23 protein-coding genes are annotated in these 22628 nt (G+C 37.5%); 10 read left to right on the forward strand and 13 right to left on the reverse strand.

Annotation, left to right across the window (positions count from 1 at the left end; genetic code table 11):
* The first annotated feature begins 103 nt into the window (after positions 1 to 103).
* From purD to HMPREF0013_RS13970, 6 genes are all read left to right on the forward strand, one after another.
* Entirely contained in the window at positions 104 to 1390 is a 1287-nt protein-coding gene (gene purD, locus HMPREF0013_RS13945) for a phosphoribosylamine--glycine ligase (protein ID WP_002119643.1), read from the forward strand.
* A 487-nt stretch (positions 1391 to 1877) separates the two neighbouring features.
* Complete coding sequence (locus HMPREF0013_RS13950; RefSeq protein WP_002119639.1) at positions 1878 to 2750, forward strand: MetQ/NlpA family ABC transporter substrate-binding protein; 873 nt, start codon at positions 1878 to 1880, stop codon at positions 2748 to 2750.
* Positions 2751 to 2825: 75 nt separating this feature from the next.
* Entirely contained in the window at positions 2826 to 3851 is a 1026-nt protein-coding gene (locus tag HMPREF0013_RS13955) for a methionine ABC transporter ATP-binding protein (RefSeq protein ID WP_002119636.1), read from the forward strand.
* Complete coding sequence (locus HMPREF0013_RS13960) at positions 3848 to 4543, forward strand: methionine ABC transporter permease (protein WP_002119707.1); 696 nt, start codon at positions 3848 to 3850, stop codon at positions 4541 to 4543. Before HMPREF0013_RS13955 ends, HMPREF0013_RS13960 begins: the two co-directional genes overlap by 4 nt.
* Positions 4544 to 4694: 151 nt before the next feature.
* Complete coding sequence (gene gloB / locus HMPREF0013_RS13965) at positions 4695 to 5426, forward strand: hydroxyacylglutathione hydrolase (RefSeq protein ID WP_002119608.1); 732 nt, start codon at positions 4695 to 4697, stop codon at positions 5424 to 5426.
* A gap of 361 nt (positions 5427 to 5787) precedes the next feature.
* The gene (locus tag HMPREF0013_RS13970; RefSeq protein WP_002119766.1) at positions 5788 to 5991 is read left to right on the forward strand and encodes a hypothetical protein; all 204 of its coding nucleotides are present in this window, start codon (positions 5788 to 5790) and stop codon (positions 5989 to 5991) included.
* Between the two features lie 159 nt (positions 5992 to 6150).
* Here the strand turns inward: HMPREF0013_RS13970 and HMPREF0013_RS13975 are convergent, their stop codons facing one another.
* A complete protein-coding gene (locus HMPREF0013_RS13975) occupies positions 6151 to 7449 on the reverse strand; it encodes a dicarboxylate/amino acid:cation symporter (RefSeq protein ID WP_002119617.1) in 1299 nt (432 codons plus the stop codon).
* Between the two features lie 457 nt (positions 7450 to 7906).
* Positions 7907 to 8467 (reverse strand): TetR/AcrR family transcriptional regulator, encoded by a 561-nt coding sequence (locus HMPREF0013_RS13980; protein ID WP_002119582.1) that lies wholly within the window; start codon positions 8465 to 8467, stop codon positions 7907 to 7909.
* A gap of 138 nt (positions 8468 to 8605) precedes the next feature.
* Between HMPREF0013_RS13980 and HMPREF0013_RS13985 the strand changes: the two genes are divergently transcribed.
* On the forward strand, positions 8606 to 9808 hold the full coding sequence (locus HMPREF0013_RS13985) for an MFS transporter (protein WP_005803592.1): 1203 nt from the start codon (positions 8606 to 8608) through the stop codon (positions 9806 to 9808).
* A gap of 58 nt (positions 9809 to 9866) precedes the next feature.
* Here the strand turns inward: HMPREF0013_RS13985 and HMPREF0013_RS13990 are convergent, their stop codons facing one another.
* From HMPREF0013_RS13990 to HMPREF0013_RS14005, 4 genes are all read right to left on the reverse strand, one after another.
* Positions 9867 to 10319: a GNAT family N-acetyltransferase gene (locus tag HMPREF0013_RS13990; protein WP_002119675.1), complete on the reverse strand. Its 453-nt coding sequence runs from the start codon at positions 10317 to 10319 to the stop codon at positions 9867 to 9869.
* A 27-nt stretch (positions 10320 to 10346) separates the two neighbouring features.
* Positions 10347 to 11720 carry a PQQ-dependent sugar dehydrogenase gene (locus HMPREF0013_RS13995; RefSeq protein WP_002119701.1) on the reverse strand — a complete coding sequence of 458 codons (1374 nt, stop codon included), beginning with the start codon at positions 11718 to 11720 and terminating at the stop codon, positions 10347 to 10349.
* A 171-nt stretch (positions 11721 to 11891) separates the two neighbouring features.
* Positions 11892 to 12311, reverse strand: a complete 420-nt coding sequence (locus tag HMPREF0013_RS14000) for a PH domain-containing protein (protein WP_002119662.1) — start codon at positions 12309 to 12311, stop codon at positions 11892 to 11894.
* 58 nt (positions 12312 to 12369) lie between these two features.
* On the reverse strand, positions 12370 to 13059 hold the full coding sequence (locus HMPREF0013_RS14005; RefSeq protein WP_002119648.1) for an aspartate/glutamate racemase family protein: 690 nt from the start codon (positions 13057 to 13059) through the stop codon (positions 12370 to 12372).
* 280 nt (positions 13060 to 13339) lie between these two features.
* On the opposite strand from HMPREF0013_RS14005, the gene HMPREF0013_RS14010 reads away from it, so the two are divergent.
* The 3 genes from HMPREF0013_RS14010 to HMPREF0013_RS14020 are packed head-to-tail and all read left to right on the forward strand — an operon-like array spanning position 13340 to position 15086.
* Positions 13340 to 13912 (forward strand): nuclear transport factor 2 family protein, encoded by a 573-nt coding sequence (locus HMPREF0013_RS14010; RefSeq protein WP_002119730.1) that lies wholly within the window; start codon positions 13340 to 13342, stop codon positions 13910 to 13912.
* Positions 13879 to 14373, forward strand: coding sequence for a chalcone isomerase family protein (locus tag HMPREF0013_RS14015; RefSeq protein WP_002119747.1), 495 nt, complete (start codon positions 13879 to 13881; stop codon positions 14371 to 14373). Before HMPREF0013_RS14010 ends, HMPREF0013_RS14015 begins: the two co-directional genes overlap by 34 nt.
* A gap of 17 nt (positions 14374 to 14390) precedes the next feature.
* A complete protein-coding gene (locus tag HMPREF0013_RS14020) occupies positions 14391 to 15086 on the forward strand; it encodes a response regulator transcription factor (RefSeq protein ID WP_002119620.1) in 696 nt (231 codons plus the stop codon).
* On the opposite strand, the gene HMPREF0013_RS14025 is transcribed toward HMPREF0013_RS14020, so the two are convergent.
* The 7 genes from HMPREF0013_RS14025 to HMPREF0013_RS14055 are packed head-to-tail and all read right to left on the reverse strand — an operon-like array spanning position 15083 to position 22546.
* Complete coding sequence (locus HMPREF0013_RS14025; protein ID WP_002119612.1) at positions 15083 to 16411, reverse strand: sensor histidine kinase; 1329 nt, start codon at positions 16409 to 16411, stop codon at positions 15083 to 15085. The two genes, HMPREF0013_RS14020 and HMPREF0013_RS14025, sit on opposite strands and share 4 nt — an antisense overlap.
* Before the next feature lie 32 nt (positions 16412 to 16443).
* On the reverse strand, positions 16444 to 17490 hold the full coding sequence (locus HMPREF0013_RS14030) for an SAM-dependent methyltransferase (RefSeq protein ID WP_002119751.1): 1047 nt from the start codon (positions 17488 to 17490) through the stop codon (positions 16444 to 16446).
* An 8-nt stretch (positions 17491 to 17498) separates the two neighbouring features.
* Entirely contained in the window at positions 17499 to 18278 is a 780-nt protein-coding gene (locus HMPREF0013_RS14035) for a DUF1295 domain-containing protein (protein WP_002119679.1), read from the reverse strand.
* A 29-nt stretch (positions 18279 to 18307) separates the two neighbouring features.
* Positions 18308 to 19507 (reverse strand): SAM-dependent methyltransferase, encoded by a 1200-nt coding sequence (locus HMPREF0013_RS14040; RefSeq protein ID WP_002119712.1) that lies wholly within the window; start codon positions 19505 to 19507, stop codon positions 18308 to 18310.
* Positions 19504 to 20295, reverse strand: coding sequence for a DUF1365 domain-containing protein (locus HMPREF0013_RS14045; protein ID WP_002119738.1), 792 nt, complete (start codon positions 20293 to 20295; stop codon positions 19504 to 19506). Before HMPREF0013_RS14045 ends, HMPREF0013_RS14040 begins: the two co-directional genes overlap by 4 nt.
* A 20-nt stretch (positions 20296 to 20315) precedes the next feature.
* Positions 20316 to 21578 carry an NAD(P)/FAD-dependent oxidoreductase gene (locus HMPREF0013_RS24965; protein WP_002119626.1) on the reverse strand — a complete coding sequence of 421 codons (1263 nt, stop codon included), beginning with the start codon at positions 21576 to 21578 and terminating at the stop codon, positions 20316 to 20318.
* Entirely contained in the window at positions 21575 to 22546 is a 972-nt protein-coding gene (locus HMPREF0013_RS14055; protein WP_002119655.1) for an acyl-CoA desaturase, read from the reverse strand. Before HMPREF0013_RS14055 ends, HMPREF0013_RS24965 begins: the two co-directional genes overlap by 4 nt.
* Positions 22547 to 22628: the final 82 nt, after the last annotated feature.

Genomic DNA, 22628 nt, shown 5'->3' on the forward strand with positions numbered 1-22628 from the left:
ACCCTCCTTTCATTCAGGAGGGTTTTCCACAATAATGGAGCTAAACTCCACCTTGAGGAATAGAGGGGGATGAAAAGGATTAAAGTTAAGGAACAAATTAAAAATGAATATTTTAGTTTTAGGTAGTGGTGGTCGTGAACATGCTTTGGCATGGAAAATCGCGCAAGATACCAAAGTTACTCAAGTTTTCGTTGCACCGGGAAATGCGGGAACTGCAACTGAAGACAAATGCGTTAATGTTCAGCTTGATATTTTAGACAATCCTGCAATTATCGCTTTTGCTAAAGAAAATAATGTTGAACTTATTATTGTTGGTCCAGAAGCACCTTTAGTGAATGGTGTGGTAGATGCTGCTCGCGAAGCAGGTCTAAAAATTTGGGGACCAACTCAATATGCTGCGCAGCTTGAAGGCTCAAAGGCATTTGCTAAACATTTTTTAAAGCGTCATAACATTCCAACTGCTTTTTACGAAGTATTTACGGAAGTTGATGCAGCTAAAGCTTATGTTGAAAAAAATGGTGCACCAATTGTAATTAAGGCAGACGGTCTTGCTGCTGGTAAAGGTGTAATCGTTGCAATGACCAACGAAGAAGCTTTTGCAGCAATTGATGACATGCTTGCAGGCAACAAATTCGGTGATGCTGGTTCACGTGTTGTAATTGAACAGTTCCTTGCAGGTGAAGAAGCTTCTTTCATTTGTATGATTGATGGTAAAAACATTTTACCAATGGCAACCTCACAAGATCACAAGCGTATTTTTGAAGGTGACCAAGGTCCTAATACTGGCGGTATGGGTGCTTACTCTCCTGCTCCGGTGGTAACTTCTGACATTTTCGAACGTGTTATGACCGAAATCATGCGTCCAACTGTTGAAGGTATGGCTGCTGACGGACATGTCTACACTGGTTTCTTATATGCCGGCTTAATGATTGATGAACAAGGTCAACCACGTGTGATCGAGTTCAACTGTCGTTTTGGTGATCCTGAAACTCAGCCAATCATGATGCGCTTAAAGTCATCTCTTGTTGAATTGGTAGAAGCTGGTATTGCTGGCAATTTACCAAAAGAAGCTGAATGGGATGAGCGTAAGTCAATCGGTATCGTACTTGCAGCCGAAGGCTATCCTGATAGCGTACGCAAAGGTGATGTAATTTCAGGTATTGGACAATCACCTGAAGATACTAAAATTTTCCACGCAGGCACTGCAACTCGTGAAGATGGTCACATCGTGACTTCTGGTGGTCGAGTCCTTTGTGTAACTGCGCTAGGCGACAGCGTACTTGAAGCACAAATTAATGCACTTGAAGTATGCGGACAAGTGACCTTTACAGGTATGCAATATCGTAGTGACATTGGTTATCGCGCAATTGCACGAGAAAAAGCTGAGTAAAAAACTCTCAAATAATAAAAGGCCCTCTTTGATAGAGGGCCTTTTATATTTCCTTCTTATTTATCAGAAAATTTCATATAAATCCCAGTTTTTATTTACTTCCAATCAATAAGATCGAAACATGTCCACTATATTGAATATGTTTTTATTGATATGATTAGATAAAGCGTTGGAACTTTCCACAAAGTTATTGTGCCTTTAAATATTGAGGCTCATCATCTAATTCTGTTAGGGATAATAGTTATTTTTAACATTGAATACTTTTAGAAATCGCTTAAAGACTGTCAACTCATGATAGAACTGTTGTGAAAATAGTTTTATTTAGTACAGATCAAAAACGGTAAAACAAGTATCTGAGGAATTAGAAAAGAGCTAAAAGCTATAACTTTTAGCATTCAAAACTTTGTGACGTGACAACAAAACTCATTCTCTTTTCTAGAGAGCCAACTAAATAGTTGATATCTCTCTTAATCAGGACTTTTTTTACATGAAAAAGCTGATCAGTCTTTTTTTAAGCGTGTCTGTGCTATTACTTGCAGCTTGCGGTAAACAACAAAGTGAACCACAAGCTGGAAAGAGTGGTGATTCATCACAACTTCAAACTGTGGTTATTGCCTCAACTGGTTCTGACGCTGATATCTGGCGTTATATTTCGACTTTACCAGAAACTAAAGCTGCTGGTGTTAAGCTTGAGGTGAAAAATTTCACTGATTATGTTGCAATGAATACAGCTGTAGCAAATAAAGAAGTTGACTTAAATGCATTCCAATCTTATGCATATTTGGTGGCTTTCAATGCATCAAATAAAGATAAAATTGCTCCAGTTGCTACAACTTATCTTGAGCCAATGGGGATCTACTCAAGTAAACATAAAAAAGTAGAAGAATTCCAACAAGGTGCAAGCATTGCAATTCCTAATGATGCAGCGAATGAAGCTCGTGCATTATTGTTATTACAAAGTGCTGGCTTAATTAAACTTAAAGCTGACTTCGACCCTGCTAAAGGCACACCAAGCGATATTATCGATAACAGTAAAAAAATTGATATCAAACCAATCCAAATGGCGACAGCTGTACGCGTAAAAGATGAAGTTGATGCAATTGTTTTAGGTAATACATTAGCTTTAGAAGGTGGTCTAAACGTACTTAAAGATTCTATCTACTATGAACCTGTTGACCAAAGCACTAAACTGAATGTAAACATCCTTGCAACAGCTGAATCTCGCAAAGATGACCCAATTCTTCAGAAAGTTGGTCAGCTATACCACACTGAAGCTGTTAAAAAATACGTTGAACAACACTTTGGTGGTACAAAAGTTGACGTGAATCAGCCAATCAGCTACCTCACGGAAGCTAAATAGTAATATAATAGCTGCAACGCGAAACAGGCAAAGACTCTTTGCCTGTTTTTTCTTTTTAGCATAGTTTTTGACGACATGATTCAATTTAAAAACATTTCAAAGCACTATCAGCTTAAAGGCCAAACCATACGAGCTCTGGACCAAATTAATTTGGAAATTCCTGAAGGGAGTATTTTTGGCATTATTGGCTATAGTGGTGCAGGTAAAAGTACTTTAATCCGCCTGATTAACTTACTTGAACGACCAAATGAAGGTCAGGTTATCATTAATCAAAAGGACTTCACTGCTTTGGATGCGCGTTCATTACGTCAGGAACGTGCAAATATTGGTATGATTTTTCAGCACTTCAATTTGCTACAAACCAAAACGGTTGCTGAAAATATCGAAATGCCAATGCGTCTGCTGAATTACAATAAAGCAGAACGTGAAAAGCGCTTAAATGAGTTATTGGAGTTTATTGATCTTAAGCACAAAAAAGATGCTTATCCTGATGAACTTTCTGGCGGCCAAAAGCAACGTGTCGGTATTGCTCGTGCTTTGGCAAATCATCCAAAAATTCTTTTGTGTGATGAAGCAACCTCTGCTCTAGACCCACAAACAACCAAGTCTGTTTTAGAGTTACTCAAGAAAATCAATCAAGAGCAAAAAATCACAATCGTTATGGTGACCCATGAAATGGATGTCATTGAAACTGTTTGTGATCATGTAGCTGTGATGGAAGCTGGTAAAGTCATTGAACAAGGTTCAACGATTGATATCTTTAGTAATCCTCAACATCCGACGACTAAAAACTTTATTCAAACTGTGTTACATCAACAGTTGCCTGTGAATATTTTAAATCAACTCGAAAATCAGCATCACCATAGCATCTACTGTTTACAGTTTTTGGGCCGTTCTGCTCAAGAACCTGTAATTCAGTCACTGATTAAACAATTTGATATTAGTTTAAATATCTTATTCGCTAACATGACTGAAATTAACGGTACTGTCATTGGTCAAATGTTTGTACAGCTTCTAGGTGAGCCACAGTTGATTAAACAGGCTATCGAGTTTTTAGAGAAAAATGAAGTGAGTGTAGTTCAATCAGGAGATCAAGTATGAGAGATTTAATCGTACAGTGGTTAACTGAACTTACTCAACCTTTCTGGCACAGTTCTCTTTCAATTGACCAGTTTGTAACAGCTCTACAAGAAACATTTCACATGGTGTTTTTTGCGCTTTTATTTGGTGGTATTTGGGGTTTCATTCAAGGGGTTATCTTGCTTGTAACTCGACCAGAAGGTATTTTGCCAAATAGATTCGTCTATCATTTACTTAACCCAATTGTAAATGCGTTACGCTCTCTCCCATTCATTATTTTACTTATTGCAGTGATTCCTCTTACCAAGTTATTGGTAGGAACTTCAATTGGTACATGGGCTGCGATTGTCCCTTTAACAATTTACGTTGGTCCATATATGGGACGTTTGATTGAAACTTCCCTACTCGAAGTAAATGAAGGAATTATTGAATCTGCTCAGGCGATGGGTGCTACACCTTGGCAAATTATTTACCGCTTTATTTTGCCAGAAGCACGCAGTTCACTCATTTTAAACCTCACAACAGCGACAATCAGTTTGATTGGTGCAACAGCAATGGCTGGTGCAGTGGGCGCAGGTGGTATTGGTGACTTAGCAATCTCTTATGGTTACCAACGTTTTGATACAAGCGTTGTAATTTTAACAGTAATTGTTCTATTGCTCTTAGTACAGATTGTACAGACGCTAGGTAACTGGCTCTCTAAGATCCGTTAAATTACTCATATAAAAAGCTCCCTAAATGGGGGCTTTTTTGTTTTATATACATCATTTTCATAAAAGGTTGAGTGAGTGGCTTAATACCATTTTCTGTTATTATCAAAAACAGCGATTACTTACTCTTTGGATTTGGTTTTAGGATAAAACAATGCGTTATAGAATTCATTTTATTGATGTACAGAATGCCCTCCAAAACTATATCTGGATTTTAGAAGATACTGAAACCCAAGAGGCTGTTGCAGTTGATCCAACAGAAGCTGATCTTGTGACTCAATTTTGTCAAAATCATCAACTCACTTTAAAACAAATCTGGCTCACTCATTGGCATAAAGACCATATCGGTGGTGTAGCGGATTTAACGGCTGGCCAAAATATTACTGTCTATGGTCCACGTGATGAGCTCTCAAAAATTCCGGGAATTACTCACCCCTTACAACATGACGATCATTTAAAATTTAATGATTTAAAAGTAGAGATTATCGCGACCCCAGGTCACACCTTAGGACACATTGTGTATTTTATTGAAGAGTTAGAAGCTGTATTCTGCGGTGACACTTTGTTTGCAATGGGATGTGGACGATTATTTGAAGGTACGGCTGAACAAATGTATCACTCACTTAGTCGTTTAGCAGCGCTACCAACACAAACCAAAGTTTATTGTACGCATGAATATACTCTTTCAAATGCCGAATTTGCCTTAACAGTAGAGCCGCATAACCACGCCTTATCTGAACGAGCCGAAGAAGTCCGTGAGCTACGTAAGAAAGGATCAATCACCCTTCCGAGTACGATTGAACTCGAATTAGCAACCAATCCTTTTCTTCGTGCAGAAAGTGCTGAAGACTTTGCTCATTTGCGTGCACTTAAAGATAATTTTTAAAGTTAAAGTCTCTCCTTTTAAGAGATACAGTTTCATTTTAAAAACTGTATCTTTTTGCATAGCGCACGTTGATCGTAATTATTTTTTACATTTACTATCTTCATATTTATTCATCTTTTTAAAAATTGTCTCGAATTTATATTTTTTTAAAAACACATCAATAAACAACTAATTAAATAAAAAGTTTTTATTTTTTAGTTACATAACACCTCCATATTTTTATAAAAATGAAAACTGTTCTTTATCTATCTTACTTTTTTTACAAGTTGCAAAATAAAACAAAGTTTTCCCCCTTTAAAAAATCTAATTAAAACCCTATTAATAAATAAGATGTAATGCCACGGATAGAAGGAGTTCTCACGTGAAAAAGGTTGTTAAAGCTAAAAATTTGATTGCGTTTCGTATTTGGTTAGAAAAGTTAGGGTATTCAGTTAAAAATCTTGCTGATGGAAAAGGTTTTACTTTTAGTTTTAAAAAAGAATATGGTTTAGTGACCTGTGATTTAGCAGGTAATTCATTAGCGATGCAATTAGGTGAAGAGTTTGAGGATCACTTAAAAGCATAATTTTTTACGACTCGAATTACAGTATTGTCTTTTTGAAAGATAAGTAATATTGCAGAACTTTAGAATGGTTTAATTAAAATATATTGTTAGACATTAAACAAAAAATCTGTAGCGAGGCTAATCTCCCAAATTGCCCTCAGCTACAGATTTTTTATAAGATTATTCTGCTTTAGGATTCTTTAAAGCTTTATCTAAAAGATCTTTATCTAAAGCTTTATCCCATCGTGCTACAACAATTGTTGCGCAAGCATTACCAACTAAATTTGTTAATGCACGGCACTCCGACATAAAACGGTCAATACCAAGAATTAAAGCCATACCTGCTACAGGAACCGCTGGTACAACCGATAGAGTGGCAGCCAGAGTAATAAAGCCTGCACCAGTCACCCCTGCTGCACCTTTAGAACTTACCATTGCCACAAGAAGCAATGCAATTTGTTCACTAATTGATAAGTCAACATTACACGCTTGTGCGATGAATAGAGCCGCCATAGTCATGTAGATATTTGTACCATCGAGGTTAAATGAATAACCTGTCGGAATCACCAAACCTACCACCGATTTTTCACAACCTGCTTTTTGCATTTTATCCATTAAAGATGGTAAAGCTGCTTCAGAAGAACTTGTTCCTAAAACTAACCAAAGTTCATCTTTGATATAACGGATTAAATGAATAATTGAGAAGCCATTGTAACGGGCTACTGCTCCTAAAATTACGATGACAAACAACACTGCTGTAATATAGAACGTCATAATTAATAGTAATAAATTACCAATTGATTCGATTCCATACGCACCGATGGTAAAAGCCATTGCACCAAAAGCACCGATTGGAGCAAGCTTCATTAACATACCAACAAGGTAAAAAACTGGAGCTGTTAAGTTATTTAAGAAGTCGGTAATTGGACGTGCACGGTCACCCAATGCAGCCAAAGAAATACCAAATAATACCGCCACAAACAGAACCTGCAAAATCTCGCCACCTGCCAGAGGACTGACGAGTGTTTGCGGGATAATATTCATGAAGAAGTCAGTAATATTTGTTGCATGCGCCTTTTCAACGTAAGTATTTACTTTGTCGTTGACTAAGGTAGCGGGGTCAATATTAAGACCTTTACCTGGTTGGATAATATTTGCCACAATCATACCAACCACAAGCGCCAAGCTTGAGAAGGTAAGGAAATAAAGCATAGCTTTACCAGTTACACGGCCGACTCGGCTCATGTTTGTCATACTGGCAATGCCTGTAACAACGGTTAAAAAGATGACGGGAGCAATAATCATTTTAACAATCTTGATGAATGCATCACCAAGCGGTTTTAAACTTTCGCCAAGTTCTGGGTAAAAATGACCAATTAAAATGCCCAAAATAATTGCAAAGATGACCTGTACATACAAAATTTGGTGAAACTTCTGTTTTTTCTGTACCGTTTCTTGGTCAAGGGTATTGAAATCCATTATCTAAATACCTTTTCGATGGGGATAAAAAAATAAAATATAAAGCGTGCACCACAAGCTGCTTTATCAAGGAAAAGCCATTGTAAAGAATAAAAAACGGCCTGTGTTATAAATTTAAAAAATGTCAAATTCAATAATCATGCAATAAATTATATAAAATCATTTTAATTTTCTAGTTTTAAAAAATAAGAAAATAACCAAAATTCGTTATAAAGCATTATTTAATCTTAATATTTTAAGTAAAAACATGCACAAAAATGGCTGTAGAAGTTTAATTGTCTCATACCAGCACAACATTTATTAAATAAATGATTTTATAAAAAACATGTAAATTATAAATTATGAAAATTTAGTTTAAAAATAATAAGAAAAATTGATATATAATTTTTTAACAAGATAAAGTGTCTCTTTTTTGTTAAAAAAATCCTACTAATAGGCTTTGATAAATTAATTCAAATTAGGGAGCGTTAAATAACCGTTCCAATAAAATGTGGACGTAATCTAAGCTTAAGGTACGTTCAGTGAATAAGATGCGAAATAGCATAGGGGCAATAACAGCTTCGATAATTTCTTCATTATTTATAGTGGGTTCATTACGCGATCTAGCTCTGGCTTGAATAATATCAAGTTGTTGAATAATTAAGGTTTCACATTTTCTTGCATTTGAAGAGTCGGCTGTATATAGCACATCACGCAATAATGTTTGACCAACTTCAGAAGAATACTCCTCAAAATATTGTTCAATCCATGCAGTGATATCTAGCTGAAATGAACCTAAATCTTTTGGTTCCATATCAGGTTTAAGTTCATTTAGGGCTACATCTGAAAATAGCTGATTAATATCGCCCCAACGGCGGTAAATTGTCGAAGGTGTTACTCCTGCCTCATGAGCGATCATAGGTATGGTAATTTGGGTCTGCTCTAAGGTTTTTTGAAGCTCTTTTACCGCTTGGTGCACCGCAGTTTGAATTCTTTCACTACGACCGCCAGGACGTAAGCCAGTAACAACTTTTGCCATTTATAAACTCTGTAAAAGGAATCAAAAAATTTATAAATATTTATATCTATATACAAAATACACTAAAGCTAAAGATTTGCTTTAGTGTAAAAATAATGTATAAAAGCTAAATATTCGCTTTTATGTTATTCATCTTATATGAACAATTCAAGTTCAAAACGGTCTGGATCAGTTTTTCAGTTAGATAGTGCAAGTGCATTGACACTTAATACAATCACGCTCATGACTTTTATGGCGGCGTCTAGTGCACCGACTCCACTTTATCGTCTATACCAACAGCTTTGGCAATTTTCACCTGTCACTTTGACTTTAATTTTTGCAACTTATGCTTTTACTTTGCTGGGTTCATTACTGATTATTGGTTCTTTGTCTGACTATATTGGACGTCGTCCTGTCATTATTGCAGCCATTTTTCTGCAAATTATTTCGATGAGCTTTTTCTTATTTGCTTCAGATGTTTCGATGTTATTTATTGCACGGGGCTTACAAGGAATCGCAACAGGGCTTGCTGTCTCGGCTATAGGCGCAGCAATTTTAGATTTTAGTAAGCTTCAGGGTTCGCTTATTAATAGTATCGCACCAATGGTCGGCATGGCTGTTGGTATATTTCTAACTTGTTCTATTTTGCAATTCTCTGCCCAACCGTTACAGCTTGTTTTTGAATTTTTATGTCTTCTTCTTGTTTGTGAACTCATTTTAAGTTTTTTTACTCCTGAAACAGCACAAAAAAGATCGGGTGCACTTGCCTCTTTAAAACCCAATATGGCTATTCCCCCACAAACAAAAAGTGCTTTATTGAGTATTAGTCCGATTAATATTGCTCTTTGGATGGTCAGTGGTTTCTTCCTATCACTTATGCCCTCTTTACTGGCAAAAATTTTCCATACTTCATCGGCATGGCTAAACGGTATTATGTTTATGGCGCTCGCCCTTTCTGGTGCGGCAGGTATATTGACGCTTAGAAAGTCGACAAATTACCGTATTTTATTAACAGGTACTCTTTCAATTGCTATTGGTTCAACTATTTTATTTTTAGCAATTAATTTTACAAGTGCAGTAGTTTTATTTCTCGGTTCTATTATTACGGGTGTGGGTTTTGGTACAGCTTTTATGGGCGCAATCCGCACAGTAATGCCGCTAGCTTTACCAGAAGAACGCGCAGGACTTATGGCTGCATTTTTTGTTGAAAGTTATTTAGCATTTAGTATTCCTGCAATTTTAGCTGGCTATTTTGTTGGGAAAATTGGGCTGATGAGTACAGCAAATAGTTATATTAGTTTTATTATTTTACTATCGTTTGTCGCGCTTCTTCTGATTTTTAAAAACTTTAAAAGTAAATAAGCCTACAAAAAATAGCCTCTATAGAGGCTATTTTTTTATAGATGCTCTTTAAATTCTATTAAAAAGTATCTGCTACATACATACGTACCATCTCGCCTTCCTCATCCTTTACCAACATTAAAAACCGCCAACCACATTTTTCATAAAACTCGGTATGGTCTGTTATTAAATAAAGTGTTTGGATGCCCTGATTACTCAAGTCTTCACGTATAAAATCTAAAATGTGCTTTGCAATATTTTGGTTTCGATAGTTCTCTTCTACAAATAAAGCACATAAGTTTGGTGTTAAATCTTTACGCTCATGGAAGTCATTATCAATGATTCCTGCTCCAGCAATTAAATGCTTATCTTCATTTAAAACAATGTACCACTGTGGAATAGCATGCTTTTGATCAATGGAAATCTGAATGCTATCAAGATAGGCTTCTACAGGGATTTGCCATTTTTCAGAAAACCACTGTGCAGCCATTTCTTTGTATTGAGGGTAATCAGATAACCGTAATATTTGCATAAAATAAACCTATTTTGTCCAACCTTTTTAAGGTTGAGTCACTGAACTACTAATGGATTGCTGGGTTGGACTCTCATAAGTTGTCTCTGCAACTGGCGAAACGCGCCAAATCGTATTGCCCACATCATCTGCAACTAACACAGCACCTGAGAAATCAATTGCTACACCCACAGGGCGACCATACGCTTTGCCTTTATCGCTGAGGAATCCAGTCAAAATATCTTGCGGTGGACCAGAAGGCTGACCACTTCTAAATGGTACAAAAATGACTTTATAACCACTGTGAGGTTTACGGTTCCAAGAACCATGCTGACCGATCAATGCCCCACCTCTAAATTGTGGCATCAGTTCGGCTGCATAAAATGCAAGGCCTAAAGAAGCCGTATGGTTGCCTAGTGCATAGTCGGGTTTAATTGCACGAGCAACCATTTCAGGATTTTGCGGTTTTACTCGCACATCTACATGTTGACCATAGTAGCTATAAGGCCAACCATAAAAAGCACCGTCTTGAACCGAAGTCATATAATCGGGTACTAGGTCACTACCGATTTCATCGCGCTCATTAACCACTGTCCAAAGTTTACCGCTTTGAGGTTGCCAAGCCATACCATTAGGATTACGTAGTCCTGTTGCAAATGGTCGAGACTGACCACTTGCAATATCAAACTCTGTAATTTGTGCACGACCTTTTTCTTGATCTAAACCATTTTCAGCAACATTACTGTTAGAACCGACAGTAATGTAGAGCTTTGTACCTTCGCGATTAGCAATTACATTTTTGGTCCAGTGGTGGTTTAAAGCACCACCCGGTAAGTCCAATACTTTGGTTCCACTGGCTGTAATTTGAGTTTCCCCTTCTTGGTAAGGAAAACGCACCAGTGCATCCGTATTGGCGATATATAAGTTATTACCTACCAATGCCATACCAAATGGAGAATTTAAGTTTTTAAGGAATACCGTTTTCTGGTCAGCGACGCCGTCTCCATTGGTGTCACGAAGTAAACTAATACGGTTTGCGCTCGGATGAGATGAGCCTGCACGCCTCATCACAAAAGTCATGATTTTACCTTTAATACCTTTGCTGTCTTCCGGTTTAGGCGGAGCATCGGTTTCAGCAACCAATACATCGCCATTTGGTAATACATAAAGCCAACGCGGGTGCTCAAGTCCTTTGGCGAAGGCTTTGACCTTTAAACCTTCTGCTGGAGTTGGCATAGCGCCATTTGGCCAGCCCTCTGCTGGGGCTATATTAACGGTCGGTAATAAGCTCGATTTAGGCTCAGGAAGTTTTGGTTCTGGGCCATAACTCTCGGCAATCGGATATTGAGATGATGATGCACATCCTGCAAGTACACAGACAACCGTAATGCCTAAAATTGGCATTAAAAAACGTGTAAGCATCTTTTATCTCCATTTTATTTATTCGCAATAAATGCAGGTTAATGCTTTAGAAGAGAGACTTATAGTTGATTTATTTAACTGTGCTGAGCATTACAGACCGTATTTTCAAAAATCTAATACATAACTGAGTATTTATTAGGCACTTAATTTACTGTCTTCATTAACTATAAATTAGAACTTTGTCCCAGAACTTTTGTGTAAAGCATTTAAGAAACCCTCTTTATCTTTGGGCGAGATCATTACTGTAGCCATTCTTCCATCTTTCATATAATAAATTTTAAGTCGATCTAGCGATAATGCTGGAGAAGAAAGTGGATTATGGGTAGGTTCTATTTGAGTAATATCATTGATATTGATTTTCCATCGAAATACCAAGCTCTTAATGATTAATGTGTTGTTTTCTACTACGTAATACGTGTTAAAGACCGGAAGCCAAATAACCAAAATGACTAAACTATAAATGACGAGGTGTGGAAAATTTGAAGCTAAAGAATAATGATAATTTGCTTCATAAATTTTCATAACGATATTGGCAGTGATCACAACAAATATTAATAAAAGCCACCAATCAATTTTTGATCTAAATTTCAAAGTTATCCTCCATCTTTAAAATTAATTCCTAACAATTTATTGTTTCTAATTTATCTTCTTAAGTTAAAGCAAAACTCACCGCCTCTTTTGCATGAATGGCGGTCGTATCAAATAAAGGAACCGAGAATTTAAGCTCACCAATTAACATACAAATTTCAGTACAACCTAAGATAATTCCTTGGGCACCTTCAGCTATAAGTCTTTCTACAATAGCGATATACTTTTGCTGAGAATCGGGGTTAATCACACCTAAACAAAGTTCTTCATAAATGATGCTATGGACTATTTTTCGGTCGGCTTCATTTGGAATAACAACATCAATTCCATAATCCCGCAATCGAGCTTTATAAAAATCTTGCTCCATTGTAAAAGCTGTCCCTAACAGTGCAACTTTACCAATGTTTTGACTCAAAATTTCTTTTGCTGTTGCATCGGCAATGTGTAAGAAAGGAATCGAAATTGAATCTTCAATCTGCGCAGCAATTTTATGCATGGTGTTAGTACACACCAAAATACAATCTGCTCCTGCTTTTTCTAAATTTTGTGCTTGCTCAGCTAAATATGTGCCAGCCTCTTGCCATAAACCCTTCGCTTGCAAGGCTGCTATTTCTTCAAAATCAACACTATTAATAATGACCTTAGCGGAGTGCAATTTTCCTAATTTACGATGAACCATTTTATTGATTTGTTGATAATAAAGCGCTGTAGATTCCCAACTCATTCCGCCTAATAAGCCGATTGTTTTCATTATTGAACCTTTCTATTTATTCAAAACTTATCTATATCTCTTATGAGTAAAGCGCAGCTAGAATAAAATTGCTTTCTTAAATTTTTTCTTGCTTATCTTATTTATTAATCTTAAACGCTGTGAAGTCGATAGAAATTTTTAAGTTGATTAGGCCTAGTTTATTAAATTTCCAAAACAGAAAACGCTCTCCATTAAACCCAAATCATAAAATATAAGAATTCACGCAAAATTCACGACCAGCTCTTTAATTTGATCTTATAAAGTTGGCTTGGATATCGACATGAAAATTATAACTACAGCCCTAGGGTTGGTTACTTTGGTAGGTTTAACGGCGTGTAAAAGTGTGCCTAGTTACTCAGGTGACTATGGCAAAGCTGAACAAAAAATTACTGGTATAGAATTAGATGATCAACAGGCGCTAGATGTCGGCAATCGTTTTGTCGCTGCATTTAATACGCTCGGTACTCCTTCTTTTGTAAATAATGCTAGCAATCTTTACGCTGATCAGCTCTATATCAACGATACACTCTCGCAGTTCTCTCAAAAGAAAGATCTGATTCAGCATTTTGAAGGCATGAATGCCCGAGTGAGTAATGTCACTGTAAAACTCATTAGTGCAACTCATCACCAAGATACAGCCTACATTCATTGGTACATGACCTATGACTTTAAAATGCTAGGTCGCTCAAAAACCATGGCTTCTTATGGAATTAGTCAAATTAAGATTAATGAGCAACAAAAAATTATTTTCCAGCAAGATTATTGGGATCCGGCAAATGGCCTTTACCGTTCTTTACCAATATTTGGAGGAGTATATAAATGGGTATTACCGTTCAAAAAAGTCGAATCTTGATATTTCTGGGAATCTTAATCGTATCTCAAGCGAATGCGGCTGAACTAAAAAAATGCAGTTCAGCTCCTTTAATGGTGACGAGCAAGAAAGTGGGAAATGTCAGTTACTTTGCTGAAGATTGCCTAAAAAATTGGCAAAGCCAAAGCATCAAAATGGACTTTAGCTATAACCGCGATATTCCCGAGTGGGCATTTAAACGCGCAGCAACCCACTTTTTGAAGAAAAATGTTAGCGGCTTTGATGCGAAATCCCCGCTTAATCATATTAATGAACTATATAGGCCAATTAAGAGTGGAGATCTTTATAGTCTCTACTATCAACATGAAAATCAAAAACTAGAATTAAAATTAAACCAGAAGCTACTCGGCTCTTTGAACAATCCGAATGCAAATCAATATTTTAAAATCTGGTTTGGTAGCGAACCGTTTAATGCTAAATTAAAACAACAATTATTAAATTAATGGCTTAATAAAATCTCATGGGTAATCACTTTATCCTCATGGTTGAGGACCATTTTGAACTCGCAGCAACGGTCTGCGAATTTCTTGAAGTGCATGATTATGTTGTCGATCATGCACGTAATTTAGATGCTGCACGGACTTTTCTCAAATCTCAGCATTATCATCTTTTGTTGCTCGATATAAATTTGCCCGATGGCTCGGGTTATGACCTATGTAACTGGCTACGTACCGAACAAGGCGTTGATATTCCCGTTCTTATGCTCACAGCAAGAGATACTTTAGATGACAAACTTAAAGGTTTTACTGCTGGCACAGATGATTATTTGGTAAAACCTTTTGATTTTAATGAATTAGTGATGCGGATTCGTGCATTAATAAAAAGAGCAGCTGGTGAAGTCACTCACCATAAAATTCAAATTCACGACTTAATTCTTGATAGCTCAACTCAAACTGTGGTTCGTGCCGGAAATAATATCGAGTTACCCCCTATTCAATTTAAACTATTAAAAATTTTGATGCGCCAGTCTCCAAAAGTAGTGACTAAGCAAGAACTGATGATGGAATTATGGGGAGACGAAGAACCTGAAAGCGATGCGTTACGCAGTCATATCTATAACCTAAGAAAAATGGTTGATAAACCTTTTGATCCTAAACTATTACATACAGTGGCAGGTGTCGGTTTAAAAATTGCTTTGGAAGATTCCGCGACTTAACTTAAATAGACCACAACAATTAAGCCTGTGGTTGGCTCCAAATCGAGTTCAGGATGAGTGGTTAAATAATATTGTCGATCAAACAGCTCCACTCTCCATCCTAGTTGTTTGCAAAGCTTTTGTACCAATTGCAAACCAATTCCATGGCCTTTAGCCTTTAAGGAAAGTTGTGTGTCGCTTAGCTCTTGCACCTTTACATCGTTAGGTAAAGAAATTCCAATTCCATTATCTGCAATAATCAGGCTGTTTTTTTGTTGAATAATGTCGATTTGTGAGCCTTGAGAATAGTTCAGGGCATTACGTAAAATATTACCTAAAACCATTTGAGTCATCGAAGGATATAACCAACGTGGCTGCTCAGAAACATCAGGTTGAATATTAATTTGTATCCCTTTACCTGCACTTACCGCTTCTAAACTTTCAACAAGATCCTTTACCGTTTTCGATAATAAATTTTTCTCAGATGGCAAGCTCTGTACCGTATTACGTGCAATCGCAAGTAAGGTATCAACGAGCAGCTGCATATCTTCAATTGTGTTATGAAGACGGACTAAGGATTTATCGTCTCCGTATTTCGCCTGACACAGTTGTACATTACCTTTCAAAATGGTGAGTGGAGTGCGTAACTCATGGCTCACATCTCCAGTAAATTCTCTTTCACGTCGAATAAAATCACTTAAAACTTGATGATATTTTTCTAAAGCTTGTTTGAGATATTCGGCTTCCATGTTGCCATTGGTATTAATATCTCTAAAAGGAGATGCCTGAGTATCTTGATGTGCCCAATCAATATTTTCTAAAGCGTTCGCTAAGCGCGTAATTGGAGAAAAATAGCGTCTTGCTCTTCGGTTTGACCACCACAAAAAGCTATATAAAACAGATAAGCTGAACATGAGGGGAGCAAGACCAAATAACCAGATCAGCTTATTAACATTGCTTTCGCCAAATACCAACAGAACATGCTGACCATTACGCTCACCATAGACGGTCATTCGTTCTTTACCATCAACGAATACTCGGTGCACGCCACTCTCTAAATGCATGCCCCGAAAAGGTTGAGGCGCGGCCTGTGTATTCCACCGATATCCATATAAATTTTTAGTATCTGGTAAATCAGCATTTGGATTACGTTCTATGCGTAACCAGTAATGCTCCATTTCCTGTTCTAAAGCGGTTTTAAGTAAAGAGCCCTTAATCACCCAAGCACTACAAGCCAACCCGACCACGATCGATAATGCAATCAGACCAATCTGCAACCAGTAATATCGATTGAACATTTGGGCTAATGGATGACTCGCTTTGCCATCATGTCGATTTTTTATCATATCTTTATCGCCGGGATAGGCTATAGAAATTACTATGATCGCTTTTTAAATAAAAAGTGACCAATGACCCATTCTTGACCTTGCTCAAAACCAAATAACTCAGCACAAGCCATGAAGAAAATACGCCAGCGTTGCCACCAAATATTGGCATCTTTTCCATAGATTTTTTTAAACAGTGGCTTTAGTTCGACTTCTTGATTATCCATGTTATCAAGCCAAGCATTTGCCGTTCTCATATAATACTCACCCGACCACTGCCACTGTTGGGCCAACTCTAAATGCTCTTGAAAATGCAAAAAAGTCGAAGTCGAAGGCATTAAACCGCCAGTAAAGAAATACTTGGACATCCAATCATAATCTGATTTCACTTCAAAAGGATAATGTAAAAAGCGATGGCAAAAAATATGACACCAAAGTAAGCCGTCTGCTTTTAACCAACCCTGAATTTTTTCAAAAAGACGTTGGTAATTACGGACGTGTTCAAACATTTCGACCGATACAACACGATCAAACTTTTCTTGGTCTAAGTCGAGTACATTCACATCACAGGTAAGCACTTCAACATTGGTTAAACCTCTCAACTCTGCTTGCCGAAGAATATGCTTTTTCTGCGTTGCAGAATTTGAAACAGCCGTAATCTGTGAGCGCGGATAGTTTTCTGCCATCCACAAAGTTAAAGAACCCCAACCACAGCCTAACTCTAAAATGTGTTGACCGTTTTTAAGTTGTGCTCTTTCACAATAAAGCTGAAGTGCGAGCTCTTCTGCCTGATCTAAAGTTGTGGTTTTAGTCGGGAAATAACACGCACTATATTTGAGTCTTTTTCCAAGCACCGCCTGAAAAAACTCGGTCGGCAATTCATAGTGCTGCTCGTTTGCCTTATCCGTTTCAACGGCGATTTCGCTCTTCTTCAGCATATTAAGCACATCCATGTAGCGCTGCGCCCCTTGTTCAGGGTCATAACGGCCTTCTTGGATTAAGCGCTTTTTACTTAAAGCACGAATTGCAGCTCGAATTGCATGATCTGGAATCACACCACTTTCAACAATTTTCAAAGACTGATGAACAATAAAATCCATATGCGCACCTATTTTTTTGGTTTTCGCGGAATAAACATTGATGTTTTTTGTTGATAATCAAGATAATTTTGACCGCGACTTTTAATTGCTTGTTTTTCACTAAATGGAATACCCGTGACGTAATATAAAAATAGCCACATCAGTAACGGATAAATCCACAATACGTATTGGCCTGCCGCTAAACCAATAATTGGATAGGCAAACCAGTGTAACCATTCAAAAAAATAATTGGGGTGACGTGAATAACGCCATAAACCCTGATCCATCGTTTTGCCATGATGATCTGGATTTAATTTAAATCGGTATAACTGCTGATCAGCGAGCTGCTCTCCAATGAAAGCAATTGCCATGATGACAGCAGCAATTACTAAAGCGACTTTATATCCACTACTCCATTCAGTTGCCTCTACATTGAGGAGCATCCACATCGGCAAAAAGAACAAAAGCACTAAAAGTGTTTGAAAGATAAAAAAGAATAAAAAGCCAATATGCTGAAACTTACCCATCGCTTTACGCATGCTCGCGTAACGGCCATCTTCTTTTTGTTCAGATTGATAACGTCTTAACAGGTGCCAAAATAATCTTAAAAACCATAAGCCGCTAAAAATACCAATAAAAAGGCGCACTTCAACTGGGGCAACTGAAATGAGTAAAGAAGACACGATAATGTTTACTGCCAGACAGAAACTCCATGCAGCATCTACTATTCCAGCTCGGCCATTTAGAGTGGCAAGTAGCCAGCTCAGCAACATGATCATTAAATCTAGAATCAGTAAATTCCAAAACATGAGCAGTCTCCTTACTTGAGCGGTTTGAGCTAGTAACTGGTACTTTCAAACAACAAGTGAACATTGCTTATCACGCCTTCTTTAAAACCGCCTTCGCAATAACATAAATAGAAATCCCACATCCGAATGAAGTTTTCATCGAAACCTAGAGCCAATACTTGTTCCCGCGCTGCTAAAAAACGCGCTCGCCAGTGATGAAGTGTTTGTGCATAACTTAAACCAATATCATTTAAATGCTTCAACCTTAAACCACTCTCAGAGGCGGTTTGAGTCAATACACTTATGCTAGGGATAAAGCTACCAGGAAAAATATAGCGCTTAATATAATCAACTGTATTTAGTGCTTTTTTATATCGGAAATCTTCAATGGTAATGGCTTGAATAAATGCCAAACCTTTCGGTTTTAAGAGTGCTTTACATTGATCAAAGTATATCGATAAATATTGCGCACCAACTGCCTCAACCATTTCAATTGAAACCAGCTTATCGAACTTACCTTCGAGCAAACGGTAGTCTTTAAGTTGCACATCAATTCGATGTGCCAAGCCAGCTTCATTTACACGAGTAACGGCTTCATCATATTGAGCTTGTGAAATGGTAATGGTAGTTACTCTACAGCCATAATGTTGAGCTGCATAAATTGCAAAACCACCCCACCCACTTCCAATTTCAACCAAATGATCTAGTGGTTTTAAATCTAACTTTTTACAAATGATCTCTTTTTTTAAATCAGATGCTTGTTCGAGTGTCATGTTTTCATTTTCAAAAACGGCGCTCGAATACATTAAAGACGGATCTAAAAATAATTTAAAAAAGTCGTTGCTTAAGTCGTAGTGCTCAGCAATATTTTTACGGCTACCACTTATAGAATTCTTTCGATTTTGATACCAAGCTTTAAGAAAAAACTGGCTCGCTTGAGCAATAATATTCTGGTTGATTTGGTCTAATACAGCTCGGTTACGTGCCAAGATCTGAATCAACTCGACAAGGTGCTCGCTGCTCCAGTCACCACGAATGTAGCCTTCTGCTGCTCCCAAAACACCATTTTTTAAAATAAGATCCATCAATAAAGGATTGTGAACTTCAATCACAGCATGTAAGTCTGAAACTTCACCGACCGTCCCATTCCACGCGCCCTGAAAAGTGATCTGTCCATGACGTAGTTTGAGAAGACTCTTGAGCAGTAACGGTAGTGAGTCATCTTCACCATAAAGAAATGTTTTTATCATGTCTTATCTACCTTGATCTTTTTAGGATGACGATAAAATGGAACTTTTTTTCGCCACAACTTAAATGCCTCTAAATATATTGAAAACAACATTTTAAAAGGCGCTAGGCTGTTTATAAGAGCATATCGATATTGCTGTGAAGGAAATGTGATGGGCACAAGCTCAAAGCGCATAGTGGCATCAAAGACTTGTTTTTGCTCTTCAAAAAGCTGCATGTGAATGACATTCTGCTGATCTGAAAAACTAAATCGCCAACGGTAAGTCAACTGCATGGGCATGAACGGCGAAACATGAAATGATTTTTCAAAGTTAAAATCAAAACTCTGATAATCACCCACCTGACTTTGTTGTTTTATACAGTCATGTGTATAGACTTTTCGTTCATTCCACGGGGTGTTGGTGATTTCACTAAGAATAAATAACGGTTTTCCGGCTTTATTTAAAACAAAATAAAATACGACCGAATTAAACCGAAAACCTAAACAACGAGGCAAAGCCAAGACTCGAATTTGCCAGTCTGGCCGAAGATGTAAGTGATTATTTTGCAGTATCGCTTTCTCTACTCTGTCCCTTATAGAACCGTGATACATGTTTAAAAAATCATTTTTAGATAGCTTTAATACATTCCAATGATCCGTCGACCAGAGTGAACAATCTTTTGTGATAGCAACTAATTGATCTGGATCGAACCATAAATAATTTAAGGTCGATCTAAACTCATGCGGTTTAGGGCTATAACGCCGATGACGAATAAGCGCAGGAGCGATAGCAAGTTTATTTAATAACATTTGAAAGCTCCTTATTATTCTTATAACGCTAAGAGTTGCTCAACAACACGTGCTGCACTGCGGGCGCCATCTTCATGGAAGCCCCAGCCCCAATATGCTCCACAAAATGAAGTACGATTTTGCCCACTAATTTCGTGCCAACGAGATTGAGCTTGAATCGCTTTTGCATCAAATACGGGATGCCGGTATTGCCGCTCAACCAAGATGTCTTCGGCTTTGATTTTCATATTCGGATTTAAAGTAGAAAAAATTTGCGTAGCGCAGGATAAATTCTGCAAATTGTTCATCCAGTAGGTAAAACCATAATGTATGTCGGACTCATCGTTTTGAACTTGAGATTTTGGTGTTACATGTACATGCCAGCTTGCCCACTGCAAACGGCTTTTAGGCATAATTGAAAGATCACGATGGACGACCATTCGATTATCTTGATAACCAAATTGGCTTAATATTTCTTGTTCAAGCTCCGACGCATCTTTAATTAAACTTAGGCTATCGTCAGCATGGCTCGCAAAAATCACCCAGTCATATTGCGATTGCCCTTCAACGGTTTCGATTAGAACTGTTTCTGGTGAACGGCTCACAGCTTTTACTTCTGCAAATTTCCACTCAATGGATCGGCAATTCTTTTGAATAGCACGAATATAGCTTGCCGAACCGTGTTTAACTGTTTGCCATTGTGGGCGGTCTTTTAACTGCAACATGCGGTGATGTTGAAAAAAGCTCACCACAAATCGATATGGAATTTGTCCTACTTGCTCAACAGATGCCGACCATAAGGCACCGCACATCGGATAAAGATGTTCATAACGAAACTCATGACTATATTTGTGAAGGTCCAAATACTCTTCAATCGATAAATTAGGATCGATATCCACCACATCTATATCTTTATTATCATCATAGAAACGCAGCAAATCTGAGAGCATTTGCAGAAATTTTCGGTTTAAAAAGTTCTGCGGACGGGCAAAGAGCGACCATTTTTTTGAAGGGTTATATTGAAGTCCACTGACCAGATTATTCACCGAAAAACTCATATCACTGCTTTGAGTTTCTACGCCTAATTTTTTAAGCATGTCAGTAAATAACGGATAGTTATAGTCGTTAAACACAATAAAACCACTATCTACCGCGACTTTAGTGCCTTCTATCTCTAGCTCGTGAGTGTCAGTATGACCGCCAAAATAATTATTTTTTTCATACACAGTGACCTGATGTTGTTCTGACAATCTCCAAGCTGCGTAAAGTCCAGATATACCCGAACCAATAATGGCAATTTTCATAATACTTCACCATTTTCAATTTTCTCTATCGATAAATTTTTAATCTTTTTATATTGATAAACCTTGTCTGGTACTGGCTTTAGCCCCCACACCAAACCAAATATAGACATCAGTTTGAGCACATAAAACGTGATATCAATCTGCCACCAATAAAAACCTTGTCGCACACTGCCTGCGTAAAAGTGATGGTTGTTGTGCCATCCTTCACCCAAGGTAATTAAAGAAAGTAGGAAGTTATTACGGCTATCATCTGGGGTGTTAAACTCACGTGAGCCATAACGATGAGCCAGTGAATTAATACACAAGGTTGCATGTGTTAATAGAACAGTGGAAATCACAAATCCCCACACTAAAAGTTGTAAGCCATTGGTGCCCAACTCAGGAAAATGTTGTGCAAGCCACGAACCTAAACCATAAATTGATAAGGCCGTCAAAATCACAATAGGCAAACTAAATCGGTCTAGCCAAATCAGCTCTGGATATTTCAACCAGTCTTTAATGACTTTTTTTCGAGTAGCAAAATTTTGCTCATTTAAAAACCAGCCTACATGCGAATACCAAAAGCCTGCTTTTGCTGAATGCGGGTCCTGATCGGTGTCGGTAAAGTGATGGTGATAACGGTGATGGGCTGCCCACCATAACGGTCCGCGCTGAGCACTCATGGTTCCGATCAGTACAAAAATGAATTGAACAAGACGTGATGTCTGAAAAGTTTTATGCGAAAGATAGCGGTGAAAAAAAGCGGTAATTGCAAACATGCGAAGAAAATAAAAACCCAGCATGAAAACAACCGCGAACCAAGATACGCCCACCCAAAACGCTGCTAAACAAGCGATATGTAATAAAATAAAAGGAATAATTCTTAACCATTGAATGTTCTTTTCAATGACATATTCGCTAGAAGCACCCACTTGCGCATTTTCTGAATCTGACCAGCTATCGATCCAGCGCAGAAAAAATTTAGACATTGATTCTTCCTGATCTAAAGCATTTCTTTTGGTTCTAATTTAGAAAATGCGCAATGAAATTTATGTGAAGTTCACTCGGTTA

It is taken from the genome of Acinetobacter sp. SH024 (assembly GCF_000163635.1).
GTDB lineage: Bacteria > Pseudomonadota > Gammaproteobacteria > Pseudomonadales > Moraxellaceae > Acinetobacter > Acinetobacter pittii.